The organism is Mesorhizobium tamadayense (assembly GCF_003863365.1).
Classification (GTDB): Bacteria; Pseudomonadota; Alphaproteobacteria; order Rhizobiales; family Rhizobiaceae; genus Mesorhizobium; species Mesorhizobium tamadayense.
In genome coordinates this window covers 1-22,194 of sequence record NZ_RQXT01000031.1, presented here as the reverse complement: position 1 = coordinate 22,194, position 22,194 = coordinate 1, and the positions used below count along the sequence as shown (strand labels likewise).

Annotated in this window: 23 protein-coding genes; 15 read left to right on the top strand and 8 right to left on the bottom strand. The window is 62.9% G+C overall.

Translation table 11 applies throughout. The annotated features are described in order from the left end of the window. Positions 1-23 precede the first annotated feature (23 nt). On the top strand, positions 24-1,841 hold the full coding sequence (gene ade, locus EH240_RS22515) for an adenine deaminase (RefSeq protein WP_125002706.1): 1,818 nt from the start codon (positions 24-26) through the stop codon (positions 1,839-1,841). A 19-nt stretch (positions 1,842-1,860) separates the two neighbouring features. Here the strand turns inward: ade and EH240_RS22510 are convergent, their stop codons facing one another. Both EH240_RS22510 and EH240_RS22505 read right to left on the bottom strand, forming a co-directional pair. Continuing rightward, on the bottom strand, positions 1,861-3,024 hold the full coding sequence (locus EH240_RS22510; protein ID WP_125002704.1) for an alpha/beta hydrolase: 1,164 nt from the start codon (positions 3,022-3,024) through the stop codon (positions 1,861-1,863). A gap of 106 nt (positions 3,025-3,130) precedes the next feature. Beyond that, positions 3,131-4,240, bottom strand: coding sequence for an alpha/beta hydrolase (locus tag EH240_RS22505; protein ID WP_167484114.1), 1,110 nt, complete (start codon positions 4,238-4,240; stop codon positions 3,131-3,133). A 222-nt stretch (positions 4,241-4,462) separates the two neighbouring features. Here EH240_RS22505 and ilvA point away from each other — a divergent pair, with 222 nt between their 5' ends. After that, complete coding sequence (gene ilvA, locus EH240_RS22500) at positions 4,463-5,719, top strand: threonine ammonia-lyase IlvA (protein ID WP_125002700.1); 1,257 nt, start codon at positions 4,463-4,465, stop codon at positions 5,717-5,719. Further along, positions 5,716-6,273: a DUF1697 domain-containing protein gene (locus EH240_RS22495; RefSeq protein ID WP_125002698.1), complete on the top strand. Its 558-nt coding sequence runs from the start codon at positions 5,716-5,718 to the stop codon at positions 6,271-6,273. The genes ilvA and EH240_RS22495 overlap by 4 nt, the downstream gene beginning before the upstream one ends. 12 nt (positions 6,274-6,285) lie before the next feature. On the opposite strand, the gene EH240_RS22490 is transcribed toward EH240_RS22495, so the two are convergent. Further along, on the bottom strand, positions 6,286-6,573 hold the full coding sequence (locus EH240_RS22490; protein ID WP_125002696.1) for a DUF2218 domain-containing protein: 288 nt from the start codon (positions 6,571-6,573) through the stop codon (positions 6,286-6,288). A gap of 119 nt (positions 6,574-6,692) precedes the next feature. Further along, on the bottom strand, positions 6,693-7,133 hold the full coding sequence (gloA, locus tag EH240_RS22485; RefSeq protein WP_245436300.1) for a lactoylglutathione lyase: 441 nt from the start codon (positions 7,131-7,133) through the stop codon (positions 6,693-6,695). A 258-nt stretch (positions 7,134-7,391) separates the two neighbouring features. Here gloA and EH240_RS22480 point away from each other — a divergent pair, with 258 nt between their 5' ends. The 4 genes from EH240_RS22480 to EH240_RS22465 all read left to right on the top strand — a co-directional run bounded on the left by EH240_RS22480 (position 7,392) and on the right by EH240_RS22465 (position 9,966). Further along, a complete protein-coding gene (locus EH240_RS22480) occupies positions 7,392-7,985 on the top strand; it encodes a cold-shock protein (RefSeq protein WP_125002691.1) in 594 nt (197 codons plus the stop codon). Positions 7,986-8,085: 100 nt separating this feature from the next. Beyond that, entirely contained in the window at positions 8,086-8,598 is a 513-nt protein-coding gene (locus EH240_RS22475) for a DUF192 domain-containing protein (RefSeq protein WP_125002689.1), read from the top strand. Between the two features lie 14 nt (positions 8,599-8,612). Next, positions 8,613-9,380 (top strand): alpha/beta fold hydrolase, encoded by a 768-nt coding sequence (locus tag EH240_RS22470; RefSeq protein ID WP_125002687.1) that lies wholly within the window; start codon positions 8,613-8,615, stop codon positions 9,378-9,380. A gap of 85 nt (positions 9,381-9,465) precedes the next feature. Then, a complete protein-coding gene (locus EH240_RS22465) occupies positions 9,466-9,966 on the top strand; it encodes a GNAT family N-acetyltransferase (RefSeq protein ID WP_125002685.1) in 501 nt (166 codons plus the stop codon). Here EH240_RS22465 and EH240_RS22460 read toward each other — a convergent pair. Beyond that, the gene (locus EH240_RS22460; RefSeq protein WP_125002683.1) at positions 9,963-10,574 is read right to left on the bottom strand and encodes an HD domain-containing protein; all 612 of its coding nucleotides are present in this window, start codon (positions 10,572-10,574) and stop codon (positions 9,963-9,965) included. The genes EH240_RS22465 and EH240_RS22460 overlap by 4 nt on opposite strands. Positions 10,575-10,695: 121 nt before the next feature. Between EH240_RS22460 and cysE the strand changes: the two genes are divergently transcribed. Continuing rightward, positions 10,696-11,544: a serine O-acetyltransferase gene (cysE, locus tag EH240_RS22455; RefSeq protein ID WP_125002681.1), complete on the top strand. Its 849-nt coding sequence runs from the start codon at positions 10,696-10,698 to the stop codon at positions 11,542-11,544. A gap of 114 nt (positions 11,545-11,658) precedes the next feature. Continuing rightward, positions 11,659-11,862 (top strand): DUF3126 family protein, encoded by a 204-nt coding sequence (locus tag EH240_RS22450; protein ID WP_125002679.1) that lies wholly within the window; start codon positions 11,659-11,661, stop codon positions 11,860-11,862. Between the two features lie 167 nt (positions 11,863-12,029). Here EH240_RS22450 and EH240_RS22445 read toward each other — a convergent pair whose 3' ends face one another. Together EH240_RS22445 and EH240_RS22440 are read right to left on the bottom strand one after the other, a co-directional pair. After that, positions 12,030-12,929 (bottom strand): ABC transporter substrate-binding protein, encoded by a 900-nt coding sequence (locus tag EH240_RS22445; protein WP_125002677.1) that lies wholly within the window; start codon positions 12,927-12,929, stop codon positions 12,030-12,032. Between the two features lie 106 nt (positions 12,930-13,035). Beyond that, entirely contained in the window at positions 13,036-13,623 is a 588-nt protein-coding gene (locus EH240_RS22440) for a hypothetical protein (protein WP_125002675.1), read from the bottom strand. A 342-nt stretch (positions 13,624-13,965) separates the two neighbouring features. Here EH240_RS22440 and EH240_RS22435 point away from each other — a divergent pair, with 342 nt between their 5' ends. The 4 genes from EH240_RS22435 to hupB all read left to right on the top strand — a co-directional run bounded on the left by EH240_RS22435 (position 13,966) and on the right by hupB (position 19,321). Beyond that, positions 13,966-14,595, top strand: coding sequence for an ATP-dependent Clp protease proteolytic subunit (locus EH240_RS22435; RefSeq protein ID WP_125002673.1), 630 nt, complete (start codon positions 13,966-13,968; stop codon positions 14,593-14,595). A 295-nt stretch (positions 14,596-14,890) separates the two neighbouring features. Then, positions 14,891-16,165, top strand: a complete 1,275-nt coding sequence (gene clpX / locus EH240_RS22430) for an ATP-dependent Clp protease ATP-binding subunit ClpX (RefSeq protein WP_125002671.1) — start codon at positions 14,891-14,893, stop codon at positions 16,163-16,165. A 275-nt stretch (positions 16,166-16,440) separates the two neighbouring features. After that, positions 16,441-18,852 carry an endopeptidase La gene (lon, locus tag EH240_RS22425; RefSeq protein ID WP_125002669.1) on the top strand — a complete coding sequence of 804 codons (2,412 nt, stop codon included), beginning with the start codon at positions 16,441-16,443 and terminating at the stop codon, positions 18,850-18,852. Positions 18,853-19,048: 196 nt separating this feature from the next. Continuing rightward, positions 19,049-19,321 (top strand): DNA-binding protein HupB, encoded by a 273-nt coding sequence (hupB, locus tag EH240_RS22420; protein WP_027166452.1) that lies wholly within the window; start codon positions 19,049-19,051, stop codon positions 19,319-19,321. Between the two features lie 80 nt (positions 19,322-19,401). Here the strand turns inward: hupB and EH240_RS22415 are convergent, their stop codons facing one another. After that, entirely contained in the window at positions 19,402-20,424 is a 1,023-nt protein-coding gene (locus EH240_RS22415; RefSeq protein ID WP_125002667.1) for an aldo/keto reductase, read from the bottom strand. Between the two features lie 186 nt (positions 20,425-20,610). On the opposite strand from EH240_RS22415, the gene hxlB reads away from it, so the two are divergent. Both hxlB and EH240_RS22405 read left to right on the top strand, forming a co-directional pair. Next, a complete protein-coding gene (gene hxlB / locus EH240_RS22410; RefSeq protein ID WP_125002666.1) occupies positions 20,611-21,177 on the top strand; it encodes a 6-phospho-3-hexuloisomerase in 567 nt (188 codons plus the stop codon). A gap of 4 nt (positions 21,178-21,181) precedes the next feature. Beyond that, on the top strand, positions 21,182-21,925 hold the full coding sequence (locus EH240_RS22405; protein WP_125002664.1) for a creatininase family protein: 744 nt from the start codon (positions 21,182-21,184) through the stop codon (positions 21,923-21,925). Positions 21,926-22,194 lie beyond the last annotated feature (269 nt).

Below are 22,194 nucleotides of genomic sequence, written 5' to 3'. Positions count from 1 at the left end.
GTGGGCCCAACAGAGGACTCGCGATGACGAACACCAAACCGACAAGCGCCGCAAAACCCAAGCCCTGGACCGAGGTGGCGACGCATCTGGTCGACGTCGCAATGGGACGCAAGCCCGCCGATCTGGTCATCCGCAACGGGCGCTGGGTGAATGTCCATTCGGGCGAGATCATTCCGGGCACCGACATCGCCATCGCCGCCGGGCGCTTCGCCTATTGCGGGCCGAATGCCGGCCATGCCATCGGGCAGGGGACGAAAGTGGTCGATGCCGGCGGCCGCTATCTGGTGCCGGGCCTGTGCGACGCGCACATGCATGTCGAGAGCGGCATGGTGACGGTGACGGAGTTCTGCCGCGCGGTGATCCCGCACGGCACCACCTCGATGTTCATCGACCCGCATGAGATCGCCAATGTGCTGGGCCTGCCGGGCGTTCGGCTGATGCATGACGAGGCCGTCGCGATGCCGGTCAACGTGCATGTGCAGATGCCGTCCTGCGTGCCTTCGGCGCCTGGCCTGGAGCATGCCGGCGCGGAGCTCACGGTCGCCGACGTTGCCGAGGCGATGACTTGGGAAAACATCATCGGCCTTGGCGAAGTGATGAATTTTCCGGGGGTCGCCGCGAACAATCCGGTGATGTCGGGCGAGATCGCCGAGACGGTCAAGGCCGGCAAGACGGTCGGCGGCCATTATGCCTCGCGCGATCTCGGTCTGCCGTTCCACGGCTATGTCGCCGGCGGCGCCGAGGACGACCACGAGGGCACGCGTGCGGAGGATGCGATCGCCCGCGTGCGCCAGGGCATGAAGGCGATGCTTAGGCTTGGCTCCGCCTGGTACGACGTCGCGGCGCAGATCAAGGCTGTGACGGAAGGCGGCATCGATCCGCGCAACTTCATCCTGTGCACCGACGACAGCCATTCCGGCACGCTGGTGCATGAAGGCCATATGGACCGCGTGGTGCGGCACGCCATCGGCCAGGGCCTGAAGCCGGTGACGGCGATCCAGATGGCGACGCTCAACACCGCGCAGCATTTCGGGCTGGAGCGCGAGATCGGCTCGATCGCGCCGGGGCGGCGGGCCGATTTTTTGATCGTCTCCGATCTCGCCCAGATGGCCATAGACGAGGTCTATGGCCGTGGCATCAGGCTGGCGAAGGCCGGCAAGCTCGAAATCGACATTCCGGCCTATGACTATCCGCAGACGGCGAAGAACACCGTCAGGCTCGGCAAGAGACTCAGGGCCGCCGATTTCGACATCGCGGCGCCCCAAGGCGCCAACGAGGTCCGGGCGCGGGTGATCGGCGTGATCGAGAACCAGGCGCCGACGCGGGCGCTGGAGGCCGATCTGCCGGTCGAGGACGGCCTTGTCGCCATGGACCGCCGCAACGACATTTGCCAGATCGCCCTGGTGGAACGTCACCGGGGCACCGGCGGCGTCACCAACGCCTTCGTCTCCGGCTTCGGCTACATGGAAGACTGCGCGATGGCCTCGAGCGTGGCGCATGACTCGCACCACATCATCGTCGTCGGCACCAGCAAGGAGGACATGGCTTTGGCGGTCAACCGGCTAGGCGAGGTTGGCGGCGGCGTGGTGCTTTACTGCAAGGGCAAGGAACTGGCGCTGGTCGAAATGCCGATCGCCGGGCTGATGTCCGACGAGCGCGCCGAGATCGTCGCGGCCAAGGCCGAGCAGTTGACGGAAGCGATGCGCAAGGTCGGCTGCTCGCTCAACAACGCCTACATGCAGCATTCGCTGCTGGCGCTGGTGGTGATCCCGGAGCTTAGGATCTCGGATGTCGGCCTCGTCGACGTGACGACGTTCCAGAAGGTCGAACTTTTTGTGTGAGCGGTCCGGCGTCAGTTGATCATCCGCCGGTGGCGATGGTCAGCACCTTGAACGGCGTGGTGATGACCACCTCGGCGATCGAGCCGACGGCTTTGCCGAGACCCTGACCGATATTGTTGAGCTGCGTCGGATCGGGCTCATCGGAGGCAAGACCGGCAGGCGTGCGCAGCCTGTTGCCCAGCAATTGCACCAGGATCGGATTGTCGGCGAACTTGGCATGGTTCAACCGGTCACCGCCCTTGATTTGGCTCAGATCGACAACCGTCACGCCGTAATTGGCGAGATCAGCAGCGTTGCCGTAGTCGCCGACGCGCGGCTTGTCGCCGGAAATGAAGCTGGACAGCTTGAGCGCCCGGTCGTCACCGGAAAGCAGGATGGCGAACGGCCTGTCGGGCTTGCCGTAGCGGATCATCTGCTTCTTGAAGACATCGACGTCGATGTCGGGGGAGGCGAGGATGACGTAGCCGAGCTTGCCGTTGAGATCGCGGTCGCCGGTGATGGCGAGCTGACGCAAAGCTTCCATCGTCAGCCAGGTCCCCATCGAATGGGCGATTATGTCGATGCTTTTGGCGCGTGACTTGGCAAGCATCCTCAGCGTCGCCTCGAGGTCGTCGCGCGCGGCGGTGGAGCTGTCCTTGTCATAGATATAGCCGGTCGTCTTCGCGCTCGAAGCCCAAGAGAACAGCACCGCCGTGCCGGGATAATTCGTGTCATGCGCGATCTGCGTCAGGCGATAGACACCGTCATCGAAGCCGTTGTTGAAGCCGTGCACGAAGACCAGGGCGCGGTCGCCGCGTATGGCAATATCGGCGCCGACGGCCTTGGCGAATTGCGAGGCGTCCCCGTAGTGGACGACATCGGTGGCGGTGAACTGCTTGGCCGGATTGCTGTCGGCCGAGCCCTTGGCGCGCTCGATCGCGCCAACCTGATGGATCTTTGGAACCGTGACATCGACACGGGCGTAGCTGGTGGTCAGCGAACGGTCGCCGTCGAAAACCTGCCGCGGGTCCTTGGTCGCCTGCTGGCGGGTCGTGGCGACGAAGATCTCGTGCTTGGCCGCTATGTCCGATGCGGGCACCGTAACGGCCGTCCGGTTGAGCAGGTCATGCGCGCTCTGCCCGGCGCAGCCCGTCAGGGCAAGCGCAAAGGCAGGGCCAAAGGCGATCCTAGAACGCACGATCACCCGGGGTCCCCCAAGGGCGGCAAACCTCTCAGGCTACTTCGATAAAGCCAGAGGGCGGCCCGGTCCAGTTCAAAGTCGGTGCAGGGCAGCAACCGCGCGAACACGGTTACTGGGTGCCGAGCTGGCTGATGCGGTCGGTGACGTCGCGGTCGCTGGCAAAGCCATCGTCCTCGCGCAGCCGCTGGCCGATCATCTTCACCAGCACAGGGTTGTCGGCGAATTTGGTGTGGTTGAAGCTGTCGTTGCCCTTCACCTTGGAAAGGTCGACGACCGAGACGCCGTAGGAGGCGAGATCGGCGGCGTCCCTGTAGTCGCCGACGCGCGGCCGCGAACCGGCGATCAGGCCCGAGAGCCGGAGCGCGCGGTCGTCGTCCGACAGCAGCAGGATGAAAGGCTTGTCGGGCTTGCCGTAGCGGCGCATCTGGCTCTTGAAGACATCGACATCGATGTCCGGCGAGGCCAAAACGACGTCGCCGAGCTTGCCGCCGAGGTCGCGGTCGCCGGTGATCGCGAGCTGACGCAGCGTCTCCATCGTCACCCAGGTCCCCATCGAATGCGCGACGATGTCGATGCGCCGCGCGCCGCTCTGCGCGAGCATGCGCAGCGTCACTTCCAACTGGTCGCGGGCCGCGCTGGCGCTTTCCTTGTCATAGACATAGTCGGTGGTCTTGGCGCCCGAAGCCCACGAAAAAAGCACCGGCGTGCCCGGATAGCCGGAATCATGGACGATCTGGGTCAGCCGGTAGACGGCGTCGTCGAAGCCGGTGTTGTAGCCATGGACGAAGACCATGACACGGCCGCCGCGCGCGGCGATGTCGGCATTGAGCGCGCTGGTGAATTTTGGCTGCGTGTCGTAGCCGACCACCTCGGAAGCCATGAAATATTTGGTCGGGTCGTTCGACTTGCCGCGCGAGCGCCGCTCGATCTGACCGGTCTCGTGAACCGGCGGGACGGTGACGTTGACGCGGGCGTAATTGAGGGTGGCCGAGCGCTCGCCGTCAAAAACCTTGTTCGGGTCGTCGGAGCGCTTGCGAGTGGTGGTGATGAAGATCGAGTGGTTGCCGGCGATCTCGGTCGCCGTCGTCGGCACGACGATGCTGCCCAGGATTTCCTGTGTCTGCGTTCCCGCGCAGCCCGCAACCAGCAGCGCCAGGGCAATGATGCAAATCGTCTTCAAGTGCACGTCGAAAATTCCGTTCCGGCCGCAATTGGCCATCTGCCTCCGCGAAGTCTCCCGGACAGGGGAAGTGCGGCGGAAGTAAGTCGTGTCCAGCGGAATTTCGGTCAGCGGCCGACGACGGCCGGGGCACTGTTGCGCGAAAGCCAAGACGGCGGCAGGAGGTATCGAAGCCTTGGCTGGGGCCGAACCGGTGGCCGCAAGCGACGGATTGTGCAATAGGCTCGGCGCAACCGCGTGATCCCAAAGGGTAATGGCGCCATGAACAGTTTTTCTTCCCGCGTCGCCGCCGCCGCGGAGGCGATCCGCGAGATCTTTCCGCAAACGCCGCTGCAGGAGAACGACTACCTGTCGAAGAAGACCGGAGCCCGCATCCTTCTGAAGCGCGAGGACCTGACCCCGGTTCGTTCCTACAAGATCAGGGGCGCCTTCAATTTCTTCCGCAAGGCGCTTGCCGCCGGCAATAATGCGGGGCTGTTCGTCTGCGCATCGGCCGGCAATCACGCCCAGGGCTTTGCGTTCGTCTGCCGGCATTTCGGCAAACGAGGCGTTGTGTTCATGCCGGTGACGACGCCGCAGCAGAAGATCGACAAGACGCGGCTGTTCGGCGGCGATTTCGTCGAGATCAGGCTGGTCGGCGACTTCTTCGACGATTGCTATCGCGCCGCCTTCGAATTCACCGAGAGCGCCGGCGCGCATATGGTGCCGCCCTTCGACCACAAGGACATCATCGAGGGCCAGGCGACGGTCGCCTATGAGATCGCGGCCCAGATGCCCGGCGGGCGCATGCCGGATATCGTCATGCTGCCGGTGGGCGGCGGCGGCCTTGCGGCCGGGGTGACGCATTATTTCGCCGACCAGCACCGCGACGCGCGCTTCGTGTTCTGCGAGCCGGCGGGCGCGCCGAGCCTCAGCGAGAGCCTGTCCAGCGGCAAGCGGGTCAGGCTCGCCAAGGTCGACAATTTCGTCGACGGCGCGGCGGTGGCCGAGATCGGCCGCGAGCCGCTGCGCCATCTCAAGGAGTTCGCCGCCGACGCTGTCCGGCTCGTCCCGGAAAACCGCCTTTGCGCGACGATGATCGAGATGCTCAATGTCGAGGGCGTGGTTCTGGAGCCGGCCGGCGCGCTGGCGATCGACGCGCTCAAGGATTTTTCGCGCAAGGAGATCAGGGGCAAGACCGTCGTCGCGGTCGTCTCCGGCGGCAATTTCGATTTCGAGCGCCTGCCGGACGTCAAGGAGCGGGCACTGCGTTTCGAGGGGCTGAAGAAATATTTCATCATCCGCTTCCCGCAACGGCCGGGCGCGCTTCGCGATTTCCTCGAGATGCTTGGTCCGGACGACGACATCGCCCGCTTCGAGTATCTGAAGAAGTCGGCGCGCAATTTCGGTTCGGTGCTGATCGGCATCGAGACCAAGGACCGGCGCAATTTCGATTTGCTCAAGGCCAATTTCGATACCGAGGGCGTGCAGTATCAGGACATCACCGACAACGAGACATTGGCGGGGTTCATCATATGAGCGGCAAGGGAACAGTCTTCGTGGCGCTGTTTTCCGGCATCAATGTCGGCGGCAACCGCATCGTCAAGATGGCGGAGTTGAGGTCGTTCTTCGAGGACTTGGGATTCACCGACGTCGCGACGTATGTGCAGAGCGGCAACGTTGTGTTTCGCGCGAAAAAGGGCGATGCGGCGTCGCTGACGAAGCAGCTAGAAGCGGCCTTCGAGAAGAAGTGGGGGTTCAACTCGCGCATCATGCTGCGCGATGCCGGCTGGTTCGAGCGGCTGGTGGCAGACAATCCCTATCCGGAAGTGGCCGGCGAGCCGACCAAGCTGCATGCCTATGCCCTGGAGCGCGAGCCGGCCGCGGAAGAGATCAAGCGGTTGGCGGAAAAATGCACCGGCCCGGAGCGGTTCGACATCAAGGGCGACGTGCTTTACCTGCATGCGCCGGAGGGGCTCGGCAAGTCGGTGTTCGCCAACCTCATGCCGCGCACGCTCAAGGTGCCGGGCACCGCGCGCAACTGGCGAAGCGTCCTTGCTCTGCTCGAGATGGCGGGCAGGGCCGGCGGTTGACGATCAACACGCTCAGGCGGCCTGCTGCCAGTCGAAGGTCAGTTCCTCGCGGAAGGCGAAGCGCTTGATGTGGTCGGCGACCACGGCTTCCAGGCGCTCGAGCGAGGCAGCGTCGTCAGCGGCAACCGCAATGTGAAGAGCCTTGTCGTCGGCATCCATCACGGTGCGGCCGAGCGAAAGCTGGATGGCGCCGTGATGCGGGTCGAACTCGACCGGGAACTTGTGTGCCCAATGCTTGCAAAGCTGCTGCAGATAACGGCTGGCGTGTTCGGTGGCGACGTCGGTGCGGCTGGTCGGCATGAAATTCTCCTGGCGGAAAACGCCAGCCTGAGCAGGCTGGCGCCATAACCGGATAGATAGGCAGCCTCCGGCGAAACGCCATAGACCGGCCGGCCAAATCCTCGGACGGGCTGACGCCCCTACCAGCTTCCCGTGTTCGGCATCGATGCCCACGGCTCGGCCTTCGCCTTGGCCGGGCCTTTCTGCAAGAGCTCGATCGAGATGCCATCCGGCGATCGAATGAAGGCCATGTTGCCGTCGCGCGGCGGCCGGTTGATGGTGACGCCGTTGTCCATCAGCTTCTGGCAGGTGGCGTAGATGTCGTCGACCTCATAGGCGAGGTGGCCGAAATTGCGGCCGCCCTTGTACTCTTCCGGATCCCAATTGTAGGTCAGCTCGATCAGCGGCGCCTTCTGGCTGATGCCGCTTTGTTCGTCCTCGGGCGCGGCGAGGAAGATCAGCGTGTAGCGTCCCTGCTCGTTCTCATAGCGACGCACTTCCTTGAGGCCGAGCTTGTTGCAGTAGAAATCGAGCGATTGATCGATGTCGGCGATGCGGACCATGGTGTGGAGATAGCGCATATCGGACTCCTCGGAACGTTGCGTGCGGCGCAACATAGGAGCCGCTCCGCCAAAGGGCAATCGTCCGACAAAACGGACGGATCGGTCGATTCCAGGCCGCACCGTCGCGCGTCAAGTGGTGCCGGCAAACAACAATTAAGGCTTTCCGGTGCTCAACGGTGAAAAAAGGCACGTCAGGTCTTGCACACCCCGGAAGCCGCAGTGTTAATCTGATTGCAAGAATCAGCAGCGGTTGCAGTTGGAAAAGGGGGCATTCTTATGGGGGAAAAGGCCTCTTTCACGAGGCGGGACGGAAGCCTTGACGACGCCTTGACGCGAGACAGTGGCGGCGAGACCGCCGAGTTTGTCGAAATCGCCGGCGCTATCAAATGGTTCGACGTGGCCAAGGGCTACGGCTTCATTCTTCCGGACGACGGCGTCTCGGGTGATATTCTCCTCCATGTGACATGTCTTCGAAGGGACGGCTTCCAGACCGCGTTGGAAGGCGCCCGCGTCGTCTGCCTCGTCAAGCAGGGCGAGCGCGGCTTGCAAGCGTTCCGCGTTCTTTCGATGGATGCCTCGACCGCGGTGCATCCGGCGGAGCAGGAGCAGCGCACGCATGTCACCGTGACGGCGGAGAGCGGGCTCGAGCGGGCGCTGGTGAAGTGGTTCAACCGCACCAAGGGCTTCGGCTTCCTGACCCGGGGCGAGGGCACCGAGGACATCTTCGTCCACATGGAAACGCTGCGGCGCTACGGCATCACCGAGCTGAGACCCGGCCAGGTCGTGCTGGTTCGCTTCGGACGCGGCGACAAAGGCCTTATGGCGGCCGAAATTCACCCTGATGTGGGCACCTTGCCGGTCTCGCACTAGGGCTTCCCGACACCTGTCCGGTGCAAGGCCAATCTTGTCCGAAAACCGGGTTCCACTCGCCCGGATCATGGTCTAGGACAGGGCCTGGACGAGGTATCATATGGCTCACCGCAACTGGCTGACTGCAGGCGCGTTTTGCGTCGCCATCGTTTTGGCCGCCACTTTCAGCGCCTTGAAACCGAGTTCGGCGGATGGCCAGGCCATGATGCTGCCGGTCGATCCGACGCCGCTTGTCGCGGTGACCGGCTCCGGCGGGCATTCCTTTTCCATCGAGATCGCCGACACTTCCGAAGAGCGTGAGGCCGGGCTGATGTTCCGCAAGAACATGGCCGACGATCACGGCATGCTGTTCGTGTTCGACAGGCCCGGCGAGGTGAATTTCTGGATGAAGAACACGCCGCTGCCGCTCGACCTAGTCTTCATCGGCCAGGACGGCCGGATCAAGGCCATCAAACGCGGTGAACCGGAATCGGAGGCGATCATCTCGCCGGGACAGCCCGTAAACTTCGTGCTCGAGCTGAAGGCGGGAACGGCCGCCAGGGACGGTCTCAAGGACGGCGACCTCCTACGCCATCCAGTGATCGCCAAGGCGTCGGGCGCCGGTTCCAACTGACTGCGGCGGCGCCGATGCAATACTTTTCCCACGACGGCTTCGAACTCGCTTACCTCGACCGCCAGCCGGCGTCCGGGCAGGGCGATCCGGTGCTGATGATCCACGGCTTCGCCTCCAGCCACTACGTCAACTGGGTCTCGCCCGGCTGGTTCAAGACGCTGAACGACGCCGGCTACCGCGCCATCGCCTTCGACAATCGCGGCCACGGCTCTTCGACGAAGAGTTACGAGGAGGCCGACTACACGCCGGCCAGGATGGCTTCGGACGCCGCCGCGCTGCTCGATCGCCTGGGCATCGAACGCGCCCACGTCATGGGCTATTCGATGGGGGCGCGGGTATCCGCATTCATGGCCTTGTCCGATCCGGACAAGGTGGCGACGCTGGTGTTCGGCGGGCTCGGCATCGGCCTTGTCGACGGCGTCGGCGATTGGGATCCGATCGCTGGCGCGCTTCTGGCCGAGGATCCCGGTACGATCGGCCATGCGCGCGGCCGTTCGTTTCGCGCCTTCGCCGACCAGACGCGCAGCGATCGCCGGGCGCTCGCCGTCTGCATCGTCGGCTCGCGCGCATCCATGAGCGAGGACGATGTCGCGCGCATTGCCCAGCCGACCTTGATCGCCGTCGGGACCAGGGACGACATCGCCGGCTCGCCCGACGAACTGGCCGCGCTGATGCCCAACGCAAAAGCCTTTCACATCGAGGGCCGCGACCACATGCTCGCCGTCGGCGATAAGAGCTTCAAGCAGCGCGTGCTGGAATTCTACGCAGAAAACCCGCTCTGAACTGGCGGCTTCCCGGTCCAGAGGCCGCTACTGATCCAGGCGCGCTTGCCAGTAAGTCCCAGCCTCGAGCCTGCCCAGAGTTGCCATGGTAGAACTTCTCGTCACCTACATGGAGATGACCGCGCCGCCGCCTGGTGACGAGCTTTCGGTCCCGATACCGGGCGCGACGGTGGCGCGCGAAGTGCTTGATCTCCCGGCCTATGTCGACCTTTACCGTGCCGTCGGCGCTCCGGTGCAGTGGGACCAGCGGCTGCGAATGAATTCGGCGGAACTCGCCCGGCTGCTTGCTCACCCGTCGATGCTCATCAATGTTCTTCGCGTCGATGGCGAGGCCGCTGGCTTGTGCGAGTTCAGCGGCGTCGGCGAACGGGTCGTCGAGCTCACCCATTTCGGGCTCGTTCCCAACTTCCAGGGCCGCAGGCTCGGGCCGTTCCTGCTCGATCAATCGCTTCGCGCCGTCTGGTCGTATGGGCCCGAAAGGCTGTGGCTCCACACCGACACTTACGATCATCCGAGAGCGCAGTCGGTCTACAAGCGCGCGGGGTTCAGACCATATGCGCAGCAGATGGAGACGTTTCCCGATTAGGGTTCTGGATCTTGCCCGAGTTGCTGAAGCGACCGCGCCAGGTTTTCTCTGGCCTGGGCTTCGAAACGCTGCCGGAACTCCCTGGTGTGGAAGATATGCGGGCGGGTGAGGAAGCTCTTCAGGACAGCGCCGCGACCCGCGCGCCACATCGGCTCCTCGACCCATCGGTATTCCTGACGGATCGCCTGCTCATAGGCATCGAAAGCATCGGGCGCGGCACCCAGGATCGAAAGGTCCATGTCGAGGAAAAGCGCGGCGTCGCGGACGAAATTGTCGTCATCAGAGTGCGGCAGTTCGTGCGTGGCGGTGGCGATGATCATCCCAGCGATGCGGGCGAGGCGCTCGGCATCGGCGCGGCCGGCGAGCTTTTGCTCGGCCAACGCCGCGCTTTTGGCCTCATTGTCCTTGGCGCGGCTGTCATAGACGGCGTCGTGGAACCAGATCGCCGCCTCGACGGCGTCCGGGTCGTGGAGCAGGTGTCGGTATTCGTCGGCCAGCGCTAGCATGGCCTCGACATGGGCGAGGCTATGGTAATGCCGATCTTCAGCCCGATAAAGCGCGGAAAGCTCGCTTTTCAGGCTCCTGCCGATCAAGGGTTCGTTTTCCATCGCCGCTTGAATTTCGATGAACCAAGTCCATTTGACAAAGCACTAAGGAAAATTGAGTTCAACCGTGTTATGATGTGGCCTATATGTGCCGCCGGATGAATGAGCAGGCCGGAGACCGCCGATGAACAGCGTTACGATAGCCCGCCCTAGCATGGTGCAGCCGGTCGATCCAATCTGGCGATCGATCCGCGATGAGGCGATGGAAGCGGTGAACCGCGATCCGCTGCTTGCCGCGTTCCTCTATTCGACCATCCTCAACCAGGAGAGCCTGGAAGAAGCGGTAATCCACCGGCTGGCCGAGCGTCTGGCGCATCAGGACATCGGCTCCGACCTCATCCGGCAGACCTTCAAGGCCATGCTTGCCGACGATCCGGAGTGGAGCACGACAGTGCGCGTCGACATCCAGGCCTACTACGATCGCGACCCCGCCTGCGACCGCTTCATCATGCCGGTGCTCTATTTCAAGGGTTTTCACGCCATCCAGACGCACCGGCTGGCGCATTGGCTGTGGAACCAGGGCCGCAGGGACTTCGCGCTCTACCTGCAGAGCCGCTCGTCCTCGGTGTTCCAGACCGACATCAATCCGGCCGCCCGCATCGGCAAGGGCATCTTCCTCGACCACGCCACAGGCTTGGTGGTCGGCCAGACCGCCGTCATCGAGGACGACGTTTCGATCCTGCACGGCGTGACGCTCGGCGGCACCGGCAAGGCGAGCGGCGACCGTCATCCGAAGATCCGCCGCGGCGTGCTGATTGGCGCCGGCGCCAAGATCCTCGGCAATATCGAGATCGGCCATTGCTCGAAGATCGCTGCCGGCTCGGTGGTGCTGTCGCCCGTGCCGCACAACAAGACGGTCGCCGGCGTGCCGGCGCGTGTCGTCGGCGAGACCGGCTGCGACCAGCCTTCGCGACAGATGGATCAGCTCCTGCCCTCGCAGACGATGGACCACGTCGTCAGCTTCGACATCTGAATCCGGCCGTCACCACCGACGGCCGCAATATCCCGCCGGCTTGCCTTTACATCGCCATCGTCGGCGTGTCAGAAGCGCGTCCAACGAACTAGGCCGACATTTCGGAGAAGACTTTTGAAGCCGGACGAGATCAGAAAACTTGACGCCTATTTCAAGCGCGTCTTCCAGAACCCGAAGCTGCAGGTGAAGGCGCGTCCGCGCAAGGAAGACTCGGCCGAGGTCTATGTCGGCGACGAGTTTTTGGGCATCGTCTTCAAGGACGAGGACGAAGGCGACTATAATTTCTCGATGGCGATCCTCGACGTCGATCTGGCCTGAGCCGGCTCCCAGCGACTTGCTGCCTGGTCCGGCAATGCTGCCGGATATGTGCCCTCCAGTTGGTCGAGCCTCCTGCGACCAACCCAGCGGCGACGTTCTCAAATCAAATCGAAGAAGGCTGCGAGCGGAGGGGTGGCTTAAGCCGTGTTGCGCGCCCATGCCGGCAGCTATCCAACGATCTCGCTGGCCGACCTCAGGAGACGGTCGGGCAATGTGACAGCCATTTTCCGCGCAGCGTTCAAATTCACGATCAACTCGGGCCGGCGGACATATTCGACTGCAAGCTTGCCGGCGTCGGCCCCCTTGAGGATGATATCGACCTGGCTGGCCATTCGACGCGCGGCAAAGGCAAGGCTCGTGCCGTAGGCCATCAGCGGAGCATATCTTGCATGATCCCTGCCGAAGATGGCCGGCAGCCGCGCGGCGTTCGCCATCTCGACGATCTTGGCCCCGTATGTCGTGGTTCGCGGAACTTCTAAGCACAGAAGACCGTTCGCCTTGGCGGCCGCGAATGCGGCGAAGGCCGCCTCCAGGTCTCCCTCGCGACCAAGCAGCTGAACGGAGATGTCGAGGCCTTCCGCTTCGGTGGCCGCCTTCGAAAGCCTCGGCAGAATGTCTGGAACCCCAGCGTCGCCCAAAACCGCCAAGCATCTCAGGCTCGGCACCACCTGCTTCAACAAACGCACTTGCTCGCCGATCTGGCCAGGGTCGAAGTTCGTACCTCCCGTTGTGTGGCCACCGGGCCACTCGGCACTCTGGACGATTTTCGCCGATACCGGATCGAGCACGATGGCAAAGACGATCGGCAAATCGGGCGCCGCTTCGCGAGCAGCCCAGTAGCTCACTGCTCCAATGACGACGATGATCTTGGCTCGACGCTGAACAAGCTCAGCGGCAAGGCTTGGAAGGCGATCGAGATGCCCGTCGGCAAAGCGGGGCTCGATCTGGATGGTTTCACCGTCCTCGTAGCCCAGTTCCCTGATCGCGCCGCAGAAAGAGCCGAAGCTCGGATACGATCTGTCGCCGGCCAGCAGCATACCGACGACGGGGATGTCTGAAAGCTGCATTCTTCGGATTCCTGGCAGTTAGACGTCAAAGCTACCACAGGGCAGGCCAGGCGAAATGCCGAAAGATCGGCTTCCTGTCCGCGGATGCAACAATTCCGGTCGACCGCTAGTTCACGCAGTGCCGCGGGATATGCACCCGCCGCCAGCCGGTCGAGCCTTCCCGCACCATCACCCGACGCGCCACCGTACGGTATGAGGGCGGGATTTCAGTGACGAGCCGCAGCTCGGGCCGCACCATCACTTCGCGGGCAACACTTTCATATTCGGCCGGAAGGACGACGCGCCGGACGCGCTCCGGCTCGACGATCACCGTTTCGGCGAGCCGCGCGTAGCGGGCCTTGCGCCACACCTTGCACAGCACCTTGCGGCCATGGATGATGCGCCATTCCCAGGCATAGCCGCCGTCATCGACCTTGACCGTGTGGTAGACGGTGCGCGTCAAGGCGGGCACGATCTCATAGGTGACGCGAGGCGGCGCGATCTGTTCCATGCTCTCGCGCGTGCCGTAGATCGGTGGATCATAGTCGACGAGCTGGCCGCCGGGGCTCACCATTACGTCCTCATAGGAGGTGTCGTAGAGAGCCGCCCTGTGGATGGGTTCGTAGCATTCGAGCGCATGGCCGCCGGCGGCGGTTTCGGACACGCCGGCAAGCATCGCGACCGCGGCCAAGGATGCGGAAGTCTTGCGGATCATGACATTCCCCCGTTGAAAAGGACGCCGGTTCAACACAGGAGTGTAGCGGAAGGTCCAACCCGGCAAAGCTGTTTCAGGGCTTGTCGTTAAGCGGCGCGGTTAAGAAAATGCTACCTTCGCGGGACATATTCAGCTCACCATTCGGACGAGGGCATTTCGCCGAGCCCGGTCGTGGTCCTTTCCCTGGCTTTGGCGCTTGATTCGACTTAACCAGATGGCTAGGAGGGGCGGCCTTGCGCTAGGGTGAGCCGGCATCCTATTTAGGATCTAACGATCCAGAACCGATTCCGCCCGATTGCCCATATTTTCACGGCGCCGGAATCCATCCAACAAGGGTAGCCCATGAAGAACCCCGTCGAAACCTACATGAACCTCGTTCCGATGGTGGTCGAGCAGACCAACCGCGGCGAGCGCGCTTACGACATTTTCTCCCGCCTTTTGAAGGAGCGCATCATCTTCATCACCGGCCCGGTCGAGGACGGCATGGCGACGCTGGTTTGTGCACAGCTTTTGTTCCTCGAGGCGGAGAACCCCAAGAAGGAAATCAACCTCTACATCAACTCGCCGGGCGGTGTGGTCACATCCGGCCTGGCGATCTACGACACCATGCAGTTCATCAAGCCGGCGGTGTCGACGCTCTGCATTGGCCAGGCGGCCTCGATGGGCTCGCTGCTGCTTTGCGCCGGCCACAAGGACATGCGCTTTGCCACGCCGAACGCCCGCATCATGGTGCATCAGCCGTCGGGCGGCTTCCAGGGCCAGGCGTCAGATATCGAACGTCATGCGCAGGACATCATCAAGCTGAAGCGCCGCCTCAACGAGGTCTATGTCAAGCATACCGGCAAGAGCTATGACGAGATCGAGCGGACGCTCGACCGCGATCATTTCATGACCGCCGACGAGGCCAAGGACTTTGGTCTGATCGACAAGGTCATCTCGACGCGCGAGCTGAGCGAAACCGTCACCGCGTAGGCCCCGGCTGGCAGCTGAATGGCGGGATAACGCGCTTTTGGCGCGGCTTGCGGCATTTCGGCCACAATTGCCTGTTCCCTCAAGAGCCGGGATTGCCTACGTTAAGGCTATGTTGATTTTCGACGGCTTAGCTTTGCATGGGGTTGCTGCGAATCATTGTCGCGTTTTCTGATTGTGTTTCGTACGGAATGCGCTGTGTGAGCCAAGACACTGGCAGCTGCGGATTCCCGCGATAGATTGGTGAGACGCCAATGCGGCCAGACCATCGGCGGGCAGGCGGTGAAAGGACAAAAAAATGAGCAAGGTTAGCAACAACGGCGGTGATTCAAAGAACACGCTATATTGCTCGTTTTGCGGCAAAAGCCAGCACGAAGTGCGCAAGCTGATCGCCGGTCCGACCGTCTTCATCTGCGACGAATGCGTCGAACTCTGCATGGACATCATCCGCGAGGAGAACAAGACCTCGATGGTCAAGTCGCGCGAGGGCGTGCCGACCCCGCAGGAAATCCTCAAGGTCCTCGACGACTATGTCATCGGCCAGCCCTACGCCAAGCGGGTGCTGTCGGTGGCCGTCCACAACCACTACAAGCGCCTCGCGCATGCCGGCAAGAGCAACGACGTCGAGCTGGCGAAATCGAACATCCTGCTGATCGGTCCGACCGGTTGCGGCAAGACGCTGCTCGCGCAGACGCTCGCCCGCATCATCGACGTGCCCTTCACCATGGCCGACGCCACGACGCTGACCGAGGCCGGTTATGTCGGCGAGGACGTCGAGAACATCATCCTGAAGCTGTTGCAGTCGGCCGACTACAATGTCGAGCGCGCCCAGCGCGGCATCGTCTATATCGACGAGATCGACAAGATCTCGCGCAAGTCCGACAACCCCTCGATCACTCGCGACGTGTCGGGCGAGGGCGTGCAGCAGGCGCTCTTGAAGATCATGGAAGGCACGGTCGCCTCCGTGCCGCCGCAGGGCGGCCGAAAGCATCCGCAGCAGGAATTCCTGCAGGTCGACACCGCCAACATCCTGTTCATCTGCGGCGGCGCCTTCGCGGGGCTGGACAAGATCATCTCGGATCGCGGACGCAAGACCTCGATCGGCTTTGGCGCTACCGTGGCTTCGCCCGAGGATCGCCGCACCGGCGACATCTTCCGCCAGGTCGAGCCCGAAGACCTGTTGAAATTCGGCCTGATCCCGGAATTCGTCGGCCGTCTGCCGGTCCTGGCGACGCTCGAGGACCTCGACGAACCGGCGCTGATCCAGATCCTGACCGAGCCGAAGAACGCGCTGGTCAAGCAGTATCAGCGGCTGTTCGAGATGGAGAATGTCGACCTGACCTTCCACGAGAACGCGCTGTCGGCGATCGCCAAGCGCGCCATCGAGCGCAAGACCGGCGCGCGCGGCCTGCGCTCCATCATGGAGGCGATCCTGCTCGACACCATGTTCGAGCTTCCGGCCCTGGAAGGCGTGCGCGAGGTGGTGATCTCGGAAGAGGTGGTCTCGGGCAACGCCCGGCCGCTCTACATCTATTCCGAGCAGAAGGAAAAGAAGGGCAACGTCAGCGCCTGACATGCCCGCTGATCCGGCAATTTTTCATGGAACGGCGCCCGTGTGGCGCCGTTTTGCTATAAGGAATGCGCCGCCTGGTAATGGAGTGGATGAGCGGACCATGTTAACCCTTGATCTTTGCCCCGCCCGCATCCACCTAACAGCGGAAGGCCGAAGCGCTGCATTCTGTGCTGTAAAACTCCCGTCACAAACAGTGGTAGGCGGAACGACACTCGGTCGTTAATATAAGATTCGCGGTTGGCTCAATTAGCGGCCGCGATATGAAAGGTTGGACAATGGCCAAAATATCCAGGGCTTCCGGCGACGGCGTCTTTGCAGTCCTCCCACTGCGCGACATCGTCGTGTTTCCGCACATGATCGTTCCGCTCTTTGTCGGGCGTGAAAAGTCGATCAAGGCGCTGGAAGAAGTGATGGGTCAGGAAAAGCAAATCCTGCTTGCCACCCAGATGAACGCAGCCGACGACGATCCCGAGCCAGGTGCCATCTTCGACATCGGCACGCTCGCCAATGTGCTGCAGCTCCTGAAACTTCCCGACGGCACCGTGAAGGTGCTGGTCGAGGGCGCGTCGCGCGCCAAGATCGTCTCGTTCACCGATCGTGCCGACTTCCACGAGGCCCGCGCCACGGCGCTGGTCGAGCCGGAGGAGGAAGAGGTCGAGATCGAGGCGCTCGCCCGCTCGGTCGTCACCGACTTCGAAAATTACGTCAAGCTGAACAAGAAGATCTCGCCCGAAGTGGTGGGTGCCGCCAGCCAGATCGACGACTATTCCAAGCTCGCCGACACGGTTGCCTCGCATCTGGCCATCAAGATCCCCGAGAAGCAGGAGATGCTCGCCACGCTCTCCATCAAGGAGCGTCTCGAGAAGGCGATGGGCTTCATGGAAGCCGAGATCTCCGTGCTCCAGGTGGAGAAGCGCATCCGCAGCAGAGTCAAGCGCCAGATGGAGAAGACGCAGCGCGAGTACTACCTCAACGAGCAGATGAAGGCGATCCAGAAGGAGCTCGGCGAGGGCGAGGACGGCCGCGACGAGGCCGCCGAGATCGAGGCGCGCATCAAGAAGACCAAGCTTTCCAAGGAGGCCCGCGAGAAGGCGGAAGCCGAGCTGAAGAAGCTGCGGTCGATGTCGCCGATGTCGGCTGAATCGACCGTCGTGCGCAACTACCTCGACTGGCTGCTGTCGATCCCGTGGGGCAAGAACTCCAAGGTCAAGCAGGATCTCGCCTTCGCCCAGGACGTGCTCGACGCCGATCATTTCGGCCTCGACAAGGTCAAGGAGCGCATCGTCGAGTATCTCGCCGTGCAGAGCCGCCAGAAGAAGATCAAGGGGCCGATCCTGTGCCTCGTCGGCCCGCCCGGCGTCGGCAAGACCTCGCTCGGCAAGTCGATCGCCAAGGCCACGGGGCGCGAGTTCATCCGCATGGCGCTCGGCGGCGTACGTGACGAGGCCGAGATCCGAGGCCACAGGCGGACCTATATCGGCTCGATGCCCGGCAAGGTCATCCAGTCGATGAAGAAGGCCAAGAAGTCCAACCCGCTCTTCCTGCTCGACGAGATCGACAAGATGGGCCAGGACTTCCGCGGCGATCCGTCGTCGGCCCTGCTCGAGGTGCTCGATCCGGAGCAGAACTCGACGTTCATGGACCATTACCTCGAGGTCGAATACGACCTGTCGAGCGTGATGTTTGTGACGACGGCGAACACGCTGAACATCCCTGCGCCGCTGATGGACCGCATGGAGATCATCCGTATCGCCGGCTACACCGAGGACGAGAAGATCGAGATCGCCAAGCGTCACCTGATGCCCAAGGTGATCCGCGATCATGCGCTGCAGCCGAACGAATTCTCGGTCGGCGAGGACGCGATCCGCGGCATCATCCAGACCTACACCCGTGAAGCTGGCGTCAGAAGCCTGGAGCGCGAGCTGATGAAGCTCGGGCGCAAGGCGGTGACCGAGATCCTGAAGACGAAGAAGAAGACGGTCAAGATCACGGCGGACAACCTTGCCGATTATCTCGGTGTTCCGCGCTTCCGCTTCGGCCAGGTCGAAGCCAATGATCAGGTCGGCGTCGTCACCGGACTTGCCTGGACGGAAGTCGGCGGCGAGCTGCTGACCGTCGAAGGTGTCATGATGCCCGGCAAGGGCCGCATGACGGTGACCGGCAATTTGCGCGACGTGATGAAGGAATCGATCTCGGCGGCGGCCTCCTATGTCCGCTCGCGCGCCATCGATTTCGGCGTCGAGCCGCCTCTGTTCGACAAGCGCGACATCCACGTCCACGTGCCCGAGGGCGCGACGCCCAAGGACGGACCGTCGGCGGGCGTCGCGATGGCGACTGCAATCATCTCAGTCTTGACCGGCATTCCGATCAAGGCCGATGTAGCGATGACCGGCGAGATCACGTTGCGCGGCAGGGTGCTGCCGATCGGCGGCCTCAAGGAGAAGCTGCTTGCCGCCTTGCGCGGCGGCATCAAGAAAGTGCTGATCCCGGAAGACAACGCCAAGGATCTGGCGGAGATTCCGGACAATGTGAAGAACAACATGGAGATCATTCCGGTCTCGCGGGTCGGCGAGGTGCTGAGGCACGCGCTGGTCAGGATGCCGGAGCCGATCGAGTGGGTCGAGCCGGTGAATCCGCCGGCCAGCGTGGACGCCGTCGACGATGCCGGCAAGCCATTGGCTCATTAGGATCTTCTAATATTGCGACGCACAAAGAGAGAGCCGGGCTTCAAGCCCGGCTTTTTCATGTGAAAAAAGCTCCGAAAAGTGGAAAAAAGCCCGGAATTCTGCGGTTTTCGGCTTGGGTTCCGGAACGCTTCTTTCTAAAGTCCGTCTCCTGCCGGATGAGTCGTAAGTTCCGGTTTTCTCATGGAAGGGAATTTTGATGAACAAGAACGAACTGGTGTCCGCTGTCGCCGACTCCGCAAGCATTTCGAAGGCTGATGCGCAGTCCGCCGTCGATGCGGTGTTTTCCGTGATCACCGGCGAATTGAAGAAGGGCGGCGATGTCCGGCTCGTCGGCTTCGGAAATTTCACCGTGTCAAAACGCGCTGCTTCGACCGGCCGTAACCCGCAGACCGGCGCGGAAGTGAAGATTCCGGCGCGCACCGTGCCGAAGTTTTCGGCCGGTAAGGGCCTCAAGGACGCGGTCAACTAAGACCTTTTTCTTTTAAGATCAGATGAGCCGGGCTTGCCCGGCTCTTCCTTTTGCGCCCTGCGCCGGCAGGGCATGTGCATTCAGGCGGTCGGCGCGTCGGCGCGCATCAGGCCTTCCTGCTTGAGATCCGCCCACAAGGCCGCCGGGATCCTGACGTCGAGCAGCGCGCGGTTGCTTTCGACCTCGGCCGGCCGTTGGCCGCCGGGGATAACCGACATCACGCAAGGATGCCGCAGCGGGAACTGCAGCGCGGCTTCGATCAGCCGCACGCCGTGGCGCTTGCAGACCGCCTCGATGCGCGCAACGCGGTCGAGCACGTCTTTTGGCGCCTCGGTGTAGTTGTAGAAAGCGCCCGGCTTCGGCCCCGTCGCCAGGATGCCGGAATTGTAAGGGCCGCCAAGAACGATGCCGATGCCGCGCTTCTCGCAGAGCGGTAGGAAGGTAGCAAGCGCTTCCTGTTCGAGCAGCGTATAGCGGCCGGCGAGCAGGAAGAGGTCGAAATCGCCGCGCTCGGCGAGCGTCTGGCAGACCTGCCATTCATTGATACCGCCGCCGAACGCCTTGATCACGCCCTGGTCGCGCAGCGAAAGCAGCCGGTAGTAGCCGGAAGACATGAACTCCTCGATGCGCCGGTCCGACGCCTCCTTGCTGCCGTGGGTGAAGATGTCCACGTCGTGCACATACAGGATGTCGATGCGATCGACGCCGAGACGCTCCAGCGACGCCTCGAAGGAGCGCATAACGCCGTCATAGCTGTAGTCGTAGACTTCCCGGCGCGAGGGCGTCTCGAAGAACTTGCCGATGCCGGTGCGCTGGTCGGGCGGAGAGACGCGCATGAGGCGGCCGACCTTGCTCGACAGCACATAGTCGTCACGCCTCTTGCCGCGCAAAAAGGGGTTTAGCCGGGTTTCGGAGAGGCCGAGGCCGTAGAGCGGAGCGGTGTCGAAGTAGCGGCAGCCGGTCTGCCATGCCGCTTCCAGCGTGGCATTGGCATCCTCGTCGGAGACGGGGCGGTAAAGATTGCCGAGCGGCGCGGTGCCGAAACCGAGCTCGGTGAAAGTGATCCCGCCATTGCCGATGCGGTCGAAATGCCGTGTCTTCATATCCTCAGATGTCCCGGATCGATTTGTCTGACGTGACACTATCACGCCGGTGGCACAGCAAAAGCGCCGAGGCTCATTGGACACCAATTTTCGCGGTGATAGCATGAACGAAAACAAGTGTTTCGCGGGAAGCGCGATCGCAAAATCCGCAGCCCATTCGAACCCTCGGCAGACGGGTGAACCATCATGACCAAAGCCGGATCAGGGATGTTTGTCACGGCGCTCGACGAGCTTGGCGCCGTGGTGGGGCGCATCGACGACGGCAGGGCCGACGCCGCCTGCGAAATGCTCACCGGCGCCCGCAGGATCGTCGTCTATGGCTGCGGCCGCGAAGCGCTGCAGGTCAAAGGCTTCGCGATGCGGCTCTTCCATCTCGGCCTGCCTGTCGCGGTGGTCGGCGACATGACCACACCGCCGCTGGGTAAGGGCGACATCTTCCTCGTCAGTTCCGGACCGGGCGAGACCACGACGGTGCTGACCCTGATGCGTGTCGCGCGCGACGCCGGCGCCAAGGTGCTGCTGCTGACGGCCGAGCCGGCAAGCAGCGCCGCGAAGCTTGCCGACTTCACGCTGCTCATTCCGGCCCAGACCATGGCCAGCGACCACGGCGCCGCCAGAACCTCGGTGCTGCCGATGGGCTCGCTGTTCGAGGGCGCGCTGTTCCTGCTGTTCGAGGTGATGGTGCTGAAGCTCAAGGCGCTGACCGGCGCGACGCCGGAGGCGATGCGCGCCCGGCACACCAACATGGAGTAGGTCAATGCGCTACGAGTTGATGCTGCCGCACCAGATCCGCAAGGCGATCCAGGAGAACTGGCCGGTCGCGCTGCCGCTCGGCGTGCTGGAATACCATGGCGAGCACATGGCGGTCGGCATGGACACGCTGGCCGTCATCAAGACGCTGGAACTCTTCGAGAAGGAGAGGGACATCGTCATGCTGCCGCCCTTCTACTATGGCGCGGCGAGCTATGCCGTGGCGCCGCCGGAAGGCAGCGGCTCGGTGCAGGTCGGCGGCCCTGTGCTCGCGCCCTTCGCCGAGGAGCTGTTTTACGGCCTGCTGCGCATCGGTTTCCGCAACATCCACGCCATCATCCATCACCAGACCGAGAATTTTGTCGCCGGCATGCCGACCGATCTCGCCTTCAAGTCCGGCGGCCGGCAGGCGATCTTCCGCTTCCTGGAAATGGAGCGCGGCGAGGGCTGGTGGGGCTCCGACAAGATGGCCGACTACTATGCCGGCCATGCCGAGGGTGACAATGTCTTCAACTGGGTGCAGGTGCATCCGCTGATGCCGGCCGCGATGAACGGCAAGTATCCATTCGACCATGCCGGCATCGGCGAGACATCGCTGATGCTGGCGCTATGCCCCGAGGCGGTGGACGCGGCGCATTTCGCGGACAATACGGGCTGGTACACGAAGAGCGCCCCGGAAGCCTCGGCCGAGTTGGGGCAGAAGGGCGTCGCGATGATCCTCGAGCATCTGCGCACGACGCTTACGGGTTAGCTGGTGCCCTTTCGAGCCCGACATCAGGAAGCCACGTTCGTCTATATATTAGCAATTGCGAATAATATATAGTAGCTCCAACTTCGCCATTGGGCCTTGGGGCTGTTCGGTGCACGCGGTCGGAAAACGACGCATGGCAACAGGCGTGATCGCCACGGCTGCAGCGCTTCAGAATGTTTCTGCGTTTGCGCACAATGCAGATAGCGGCTGGACCTATCCGCCGGCCTGCTGTCACGGCGATCCATTGACAGGCGAGTGCGGCAGGATTC